A 6,522-nucleotide genomic window follows, 5' to 3' on the forward strand; every position below is an offset into this window, starting at 1 on the left:
GATCAGCACCCAGAACGCCTTTGCTGCACTGGCTGCGCTCAATTCCGGGGTCACAGGCTTTATGTGCACCATCCATGCCGAAAGCCCCTGGCAGGCCATTCACCGCAAGTTTGATCAAAACATCGCCTGGGCCGGTGAAACCATGCCGCGTGTGCCGGAGTTTCTGGCCGAGCTGGTCGATGTCGTCGTTCAGATCAAACGCAATACCGATGGCTGGCGACGCATCACCGAGATCTGGGAACCGAGAAATGATCGTTACGTCCTTCAAGACGGCAAGGAGGTGTTGTCATGACAGCTTTTTACCGTCTGACACTTCCGGTCATCCTGATTGCAATGATCGCCGCCATTCTCTGGCAATGGCAACTCGCCGTCGGGTTTGACGCGCTTGATCTGCGCTGGTGGCAATGGTCGCTTGAGGCCGCCACCCATTCGGCGGGCCTTCCCGATGAAATGCTGTATCCGGCCCTTTGGATTGGCATCACCGGATTGCTTTCCATGTTTGGTGTTCTGGCACTTGCCACACGGGCCAATAACAGCACGCTTAAAGGCAACCGCAAGGGCGATGAACTGCATGGTTCCGCCCGCTGGGCAAAGCTCAAGGACCTCAAGAAAGCACGACTGTTTCGCAAAGACGGCGTGGTTGTTGGCGGTTGGCCATCATGGTTTGGCCGGATCCGCGAATTGCGCCATGACGGGCCGGAGCATGTTCTGGTCTGGGCACCAACCCGCACGGGCAAAGGCGTGAGCCTGATCCTGCCCACCCTGCTCAGTTGGCGCGAAAGCATTCTTTGTCTTGATATCAAGGGCGAGAACTTTGCCAAGACCGGCGGCTGGCTTGCCAGCATCGGGCACAAGGTCTTGCGCTTTGAGCCCTCCGCCAGCACTGGCTCGGCCCGCTTCAACCCGCTGGCCGAAGTGCGCATTGATACCGAACAGGACATCGCCGACTGCCAGAACATCGCAGCCATGATCATCGATCCCGATGGCCAGGGCATGAAGGATTACTGGCGACAGGAAGGTTATGGCTGGCTTTCGGTCGTGTTGCTTCATGTCATCTATCGGGTGCGGCGTGATGAACACCGTACGGCCTGTTTTGATGATGTGAATACCTTTCTCTCGGGCATTACCGGCGACGGCGACGCGGAAGAAAGCGACGATAATTTCGAGCATATTCTTGCCGAAATGGCGTCCTTTGATCATGGCAAATCCCATGTGAACAAGGAAGTTCGGCGCGGGGCCAACAGTATGATGATCAAGGCCCCGCAGGAACGCTCTGGCGTGCATTCAACCGCCAAAACGCAGCTGACCGTCTTTGCCGATCCGATCATCGCACGCAATACCGCGACCAGTGACTTCCGCCTGCATGATCTGATGAATGGCGATGCGCCAATGGCATTGTTCCTTGTCGTTTCACCTGCAGACAAGGATCGCTTGCGGCCCCTGCTGCGCATCATCCTCAATCTCTTTATGCGTCGTCTGACGGAACGCATGGCGTTTGGGGCTGGCCAGACGCTCGCCGGATACAAGCACCGTCTGCTTTTGATGCTCGATGAGTTCACCTCCATCGGCAAGCTGGAGATCTTCGAGGAATCGCTCGCCTTCATGGCAGGCTATGGCCTCAAGGCGATGATCATCGTCCAGAACACCGAACAGCTCTTCAAGCATTACGGTCGTGATGAATCGATCATGGCCAACTGCAAGATCCGGGTCGCCTTCACGCCAAACAAACTCGAAACCGCCAAGCTGCTCTCGGACATGACCGGTAAGGCAACCATCGTTCAGAAACGCAGGTCACGCTCTGGACGAATGGGCGACCTCGGGTCTGTCTCGGACAATCTGGCCGAAACCTCCCGCCCGCTTCTCACCCCTGATGAATGCATGCGCCTGCAGATCATTGATACCGAGGGCCGCAAACCAGTCCCCGGCGATGCGCTGATCTTTGTCGCCGGTCTGCCGCCCATCCTTGGCCGTCAAAAGCTCTATTTCCTGGATCGCGAACTGTCTCGTCGTTCGAAAATGACGCCACCCCAAATGGCGTTCTCTTCCACGCCCTCTGCATCTCACAAAGGAACCAAATCATGAAGTCACCCAACACATCTAACAACACTAACACCCCCACTTCTGCCGGTCTTGATGACCAGGACTATCTCACCTTGGCCTCCTCGATGATCAACAGTGAAAGCCAGGTTGGCCCTGTGCCGGTCGATCCGGACATTGCCGAAGCCATGGGCGCATTCTCCGAAGACGCCCTGTCTGCCGATGACGCGTTCGACAGTCATTTTGACGGTATCGACCCGACTTCTGATGCGGAGGGTTCGAACCATGGCTGATAAGAAAAGCTATCGTGATCAGGTGGTCGAAGAACTGCTTGGCCATATCGAAGCAGGCACCGCGCCCTGGCAAAAGCCATGGGAACCGGGGAAAGTCCGCATGGCCCCGTTCAATCCGGTTTCCGGCAAAGACTATCGCGGCATCAATGCCCTTTGGCTTGAAATGCGCGGGCGCTCCGATCCGCGCTGGATGACCTACCGCCAAGCAACAGCTCAGGACGCGCAAGTCCGTAAGGGCGAAAAAGGCACCATGATCGAATATTGGAAATGGTCCGAGCGCGAGAAGGTGCTCGATGACACTGGCAAACCGGTTCTTGACGAAAAGGGTGTTGCGAAAACCCGCGATGTGCGGTTGGACCGGCCACGGGTGTTTCATGCTGTGGTCTTTAATGCCGAACAGATCGATGGCCTTGCACCCTATATCGCACCAGAGCCGACCTTCAGCCCGGTTGAACGGGCCGAGCAGATCCTCAAGCAAGGCAATGTGCCGATCTTCCATGATCAGAATGACCGGGCGTTTTATCGGTCATCAACAGATCAGATCCACATGCCTCATCAGGCCGCCTTCAAAGGCCAATACGAATATTACGCCACCGCCCTACATGAACTTGGCCATGCCACCGGCCATCAATCACGCATGGCCCGCGCGTTCGGGCCGTTTGGCTCGGAAGTTTACGCCAAGGAAGAACTGCGGGCCGAGATCGCAAGCTACATGCTGACCACCGAGCTTGGCCTTGGCCACTATCCGGAACGCCACGCCGCCTATGTCGGTTCATGGATGAAAGCCATCAAGGAAGACCGCAATGCGCTGTTCACTGCGGCGCGCGATGCAGAAAACATCCGCACCTGGATCATGGAGCCGGATCTGCGCCAAAGCTTGATCCCGGAGAAAGCCAAAGAACAAGCCAAAACCATCGCCCAAAACCCGGCTGTTGAACAACAGAAGGAAAATGCCATGAGTGATGAGATGTCACAGGCTCCCAACCAGGACACCAACATCGAGCGCAAACGCATCTATCTCAATGTGCCGTTTAGTGAGAAGGATGAAGCCAAGGCGCTGGGCGCAAAATGGGATCGCCGGGCCAAGGCTTGGTATGCACGAGATAATATGGAGCTTGCGCCCTTCAAACGCTGGCAGAAAACCAAAGCCCAAACCCCTGAGCCTAGGATCAGTCCGGAGCAGGAATTTGCGGAGGCGCTGAAGGAAAACGGCTTGATCCTCGATGGGCCACCGACCATGGACGGTAAATGGCACCGGGTAGCGGTCGAAGGAGATCGCAAAGGCCAGAAAAGTGGCTCCTATCGCGGGTTCCTCGAAGGGCTTCCGGCAGGCAACATCACCAATTACAAATCCGGGCAGGATCCGGTCAAGTGGGTGGCGACCGGAACCAAGATCGATCCCAAAGAATTGGAACAGTCCAGAGCCGAAGCTGCAGCCCGCAAGGCAGCCCAGGAACAGGAACTCCGCGTGCAATATCGCGCCGTGGCCAAACGCGCTTACGGGATTTTCCAGAACGCCGAACCGGCTCCGGCCAATCATGCTTACCTGCAAAACAAACAGGTGCCTGCAGGAGACCTGCGCATTGATCAATCGGGCAATCTTCTGATGCCGATGGCCAATGAGAAAGGCTTTATCGAGAACATCCAGACCATCCATCCCGATGGCACCAAGATGTATCTCAAGGACGGCAAAAAACGCGGCCTGATGCATATGATCGAGGGCGATCCCAAAGGCCCGATGATCGTCACCGAAGGTTACTCCACCGGCCAAAGTCTGCATATGGCCAGTGGGCTGACCGTCGTGGTTGCGCTTGATTCCGGCAATCTCGCACCTGTGGCCGAAGCCCTTCACAAAAGGCACCCGGACCGGTCCCTGGTGATTGCGGCCGATGATGATCATGCCAATCAGATCAATGCCGGGATCAAGGGAGCCGAACGGGCATCTGCACTGACCGGTGCGAAGATCCTGCGTCCGGATCTGAGTGACGAAGAAAAGGCTAAGGGCCTGACCGATTTTAACGACATCCATCGGGAACGTGGTCTTGAGGCGTTGAAACGCCTTGTCACCGAACAGCTCGGCCTGACCAAACCGAAAGCCAAATCCAGAACACAGGGACGCGAGCAGCAGACTGCCAGCTTGGCGGTCTGATCCCCGAATGCCGGTGGCGCTATGTACGCCACCGGCACCTTTTTCCTCTTTCCTCTTTGCCTTTTACCAGGAGAACGCCTCATGACCGAACAAGATGCGACAGACATTTTTGAAAAGCGCGCCAATCTTGAAGGGGCTCAGGATCTTGATTGCAACATGTGCGGCCCGGCATTGGTCTTCGCCCTGCAGGCAGGCGAAAATACCTTCTCGCTTGATCTCCCCACCCTCCTGCAATGCCTCCACCTTGCCGAGCAGAAGGCATCTGTTCCCAAGCTGGGTGCCGCGTGGTGGAACAGTGTTATAAACCATTATAATATCGGTTCTTCCCTCCGTGAGACCGTCGCCGGGAGATCCGATAATGCACGTCTATAAATTGCAGGCGCAGACAGTCGACGAGAAAGAGATCGAGCGCACTGCCTTTGAACGCGACACCAGAAAACTTGAGCCCTGGTACCAGGTCACCGACGACAAACAGCGCGAATATGCCGTGTGCCCCGCGTGTGACAATCCGATCCGCCTGGTAGGGCTCTATGAGGAGCTTCCTCATACCGACCGCCCCTATGGTCGCCACACAGGCAAACCGGTCACCGGATTTGATTATTTCAATGCCGATAATTTTGAATGGTGTCCCTATGTGCGCAAGAACCAGAGCAAAGGCAGCAGTCGCAAGCGCGGCATGGAAGGCATTTCTCTCAAGATCCTTGGCATCGTTCTGACCCAGTTTGACCGGGTGATCTACATCATCCGCAAAGAGACCGGCATCTGGATCTCGCCCCAAATTGCACTCGCCATGCTGGAAAACTGGATCGAAGCTGAAGGCTACCGCTTCCATGATGCAACACTGCGCAACATCCCCTGGATGTTTGCCTATCGCTCCAAGGGGCTCTCGATCTTCGGGCAAAAGATCAGCAAGGGACAGGACGAACTGCGTCAGGCGATCATCGAAGGCATTCCCCATGCCCGTTTTGATGAAAATGGTCGTATTACAAAAGGCGATCAGTTTTATGAAGTGACCTGGTGCTTTGTCGATTACCGTCGCAAGACCGAAGACGACAGCCTGATCGAGATGGTCGAGTTTGAAGTCTGCGATGGGGATCGCAACGTGGTCTTCGCCAAAACCATAACGTTTGATCCAAGGTATTTTGCAAACCTGATCAATTACAGCAATCCCGACAAGCGGGAGCCGCATCTCATCGCAAAGGCCAAAGAGGTCTATGATCGCAAGTTCGGTGCCGATTTTACACGCAGTCTCGTCAATCTGGTTGGCGGGTTTGATGCCACCCTTCCCGAGAGTATCCGAGCCGAAATGATGCCTGGCGGTTCTCCCACAGGATCTTCCGGGCAATAGCGGAACAAGAAATGGCCACCGAACGTCACGTCATCAAAACCTATCTCAACGACGAAGAGAAAGCGCGCATTGATCAGCTTGCCCACCAGCTGCGGCTGTCACGCTCGGAACTGCTCAAACGCTTGCTGATGAATACCAAACTGCCCAGTGCCAGCGACTTTGCTGCATGGCAGGGCATTCGGGATCTGCTCAAGGTCAATGCCGATCAGGCCCGCCTGGGCAATCTGTTCAAGCTCGCGCTTGATGAGCCGCTTTCGGCAGATCTGCTCAAGAAGTTCGACAGCCTGAACCGCGATATCGAGGCGACACAGACCGAGCTCAAAGCCGCCATTGGCGATATCCGGATGCAGCTTCAGCCCGGCAAGAACCCGCAGGGAAAATCATGATTGCAACCCGGATCGGCAAGAAATCTGGTGTGCCAGACAACTACACCCGTCTTGGCCAATACATCGCCGCAGCCGAGGAAAAAGGCGAAAAACTGCATCAGTTCTGGATCCGAAATTGCGATGCCGGCACAAATATCGAGGATCTCGATCTGGCCCTTCTGGAGATCGAAGCAGTTCGGCGACAAAAGCCCGATATTGCCGACAAAACATATCACCTTGTCGTTTCTTTCCGCTCTGGCGAGCAGGACAAACTGACCAAAGAAGATCTGATGGCCATCGAGGCGGAATATGCCAAGGCACTTGGCTACG

At 55.7% G+C, this 6,522-nt stretch carries 7 protein-coding genes and 1 pseudogene; all 8 read left to right on the forward strand.

The window, feature by feature from the left end; genetic code table 11:
• A pseudogene (locus B3Z49_RS03455) lies at positions 1 to 292 on the forward strand (CpaF family protein); the annotation flags it as partial.
• Positions 289 to 2,082 carry a type IV secretory system conjugative DNA transfer family protein gene (locus B3Z49_RS03460; protein WP_068518347.1) on the forward strand — a complete coding sequence of 598 codons (1,794 nt, stop codon included), beginning with the start codon at positions 289 to 291 and terminating at the stop codon, positions 2,080 to 2,082. The pseudogene B3Z49_RS03455 and the gene B3Z49_RS03460, both read left to right, overlap by 4 nt.
• Positions 2,079 to 2,330 carry a hypothetical protein gene (locus tag B3Z49_RS03465; RefSeq protein WP_007092377.1) on the forward strand — a complete coding sequence of 84 codons (252 nt, stop codon included), beginning with the start codon at positions 2,079 to 2,081 and terminating at the stop codon, positions 2,328 to 2,330. Before B3Z49_RS03460 ends, B3Z49_RS03465 begins: the two co-directional genes overlap by 4 nt.
• Positions 2,323 to 4,479 (forward strand): zincin-like metallopeptidase domain-containing protein, encoded by a 2,157-nt coding sequence (locus B3Z49_RS03470; RefSeq protein ID WP_068518346.1) that lies wholly within the window; start codon positions 2,323 to 2,325, stop codon positions 4,477 to 4,479. The genes B3Z49_RS03465 and B3Z49_RS03470 overlap by 8 nt, the downstream gene beginning before the upstream one ends.
• Before the next feature lie 81 nt (positions 4,480 to 4,560).
• Positions 4,561 to 4,851: a hypothetical protein gene (locus tag B3Z49_RS03475; protein ID WP_068518345.1), complete on the forward strand. Its 291-nt coding sequence runs from the start codon at positions 4,561 to 4,563 to the stop codon at positions 4,849 to 4,851.
• The gene (locus B3Z49_RS03480) at positions 4,838 to 5,827 is read left to right on the forward strand and encodes a hypothetical protein (protein WP_210520843.1); all 990 of its coding nucleotides are present in this window, start codon (positions 4,838 to 4,840) and stop codon (positions 5,825 to 5,827) included. The genes B3Z49_RS03475 and B3Z49_RS03480 overlap by 14 nt, the downstream gene beginning before the upstream one ends.
• Positions 5,828 to 5,838: 11 nt before the next feature.
• Positions 5,839 to 6,213: a plasmid mobilization protein gene (locus B3Z49_RS03485; protein WP_068518352.1), complete on the forward strand. Its 375-nt coding sequence runs from the start codon at positions 5,839 to 5,841 to the stop codon at positions 6,211 to 6,213.
• Positions 6,210 to 6,522: relaxase/mobilization nuclease domain-containing protein (locus tag B3Z49_RS03490; protein WP_414716238.1), on the forward strand; the 313-nt coding region annotated here is incomplete at its 3' end. The genes B3Z49_RS03485 and B3Z49_RS03490, both read left to right, overlap by 4 nt.

This window comes from Thalassospira sp. UBA1131 (assembly GCF_002311515.1).
Taxonomy (GTDB): domain Bacteria; phylum Pseudomonadota; class Alphaproteobacteria; order Rhodospirillales; family Thalassospiraceae; genus Thalassospira.

Bases quoted from the DNA above. Each gene is read 5' to 3' on its own strand.
- B3Z49_RS03465 (WP_007092377.1), top strand. From the start codon at position 2,079: ATGAAGTCACCCAACACATCTAACAACACTAACACCCCCACTTCTGCC.
- B3Z49_RS03470 (WP_068518346.1), top strand. From the start codon at position 2,323: ATGGCTGATAAGAAAAGCTATCGTGATCAGGTGGTCGAAGAACTGCTT.
- B3Z49_RS03475 (WP_068518345.1), top strand. From the start codon at position 4,561: ATGACCGAACAAGATGCGACAGACATTTTTGAAAAGCGCGCCAATCTT.
- B3Z49_RS03485 (WP_068518352.1), top strand. From the start codon at position 5,839: ATGGCCACCGAACGTCACGTCATCAAAACCTATCTCAACGACGAAGAG.
- B3Z49_RS03480 (WP_210520843.1), top strand. From the start codon at position 4,838: ATGCACGTCTATAAATTGCAGGCGCAGACAGTCGACGAGAAAGAGATC.
- B3Z49_RS03460 (WP_068518347.1), top strand. From the start codon at position 289: ATGACAGCTTTTTACCGTCTGACACTTCCGGTCATCCTGATTGCAATG.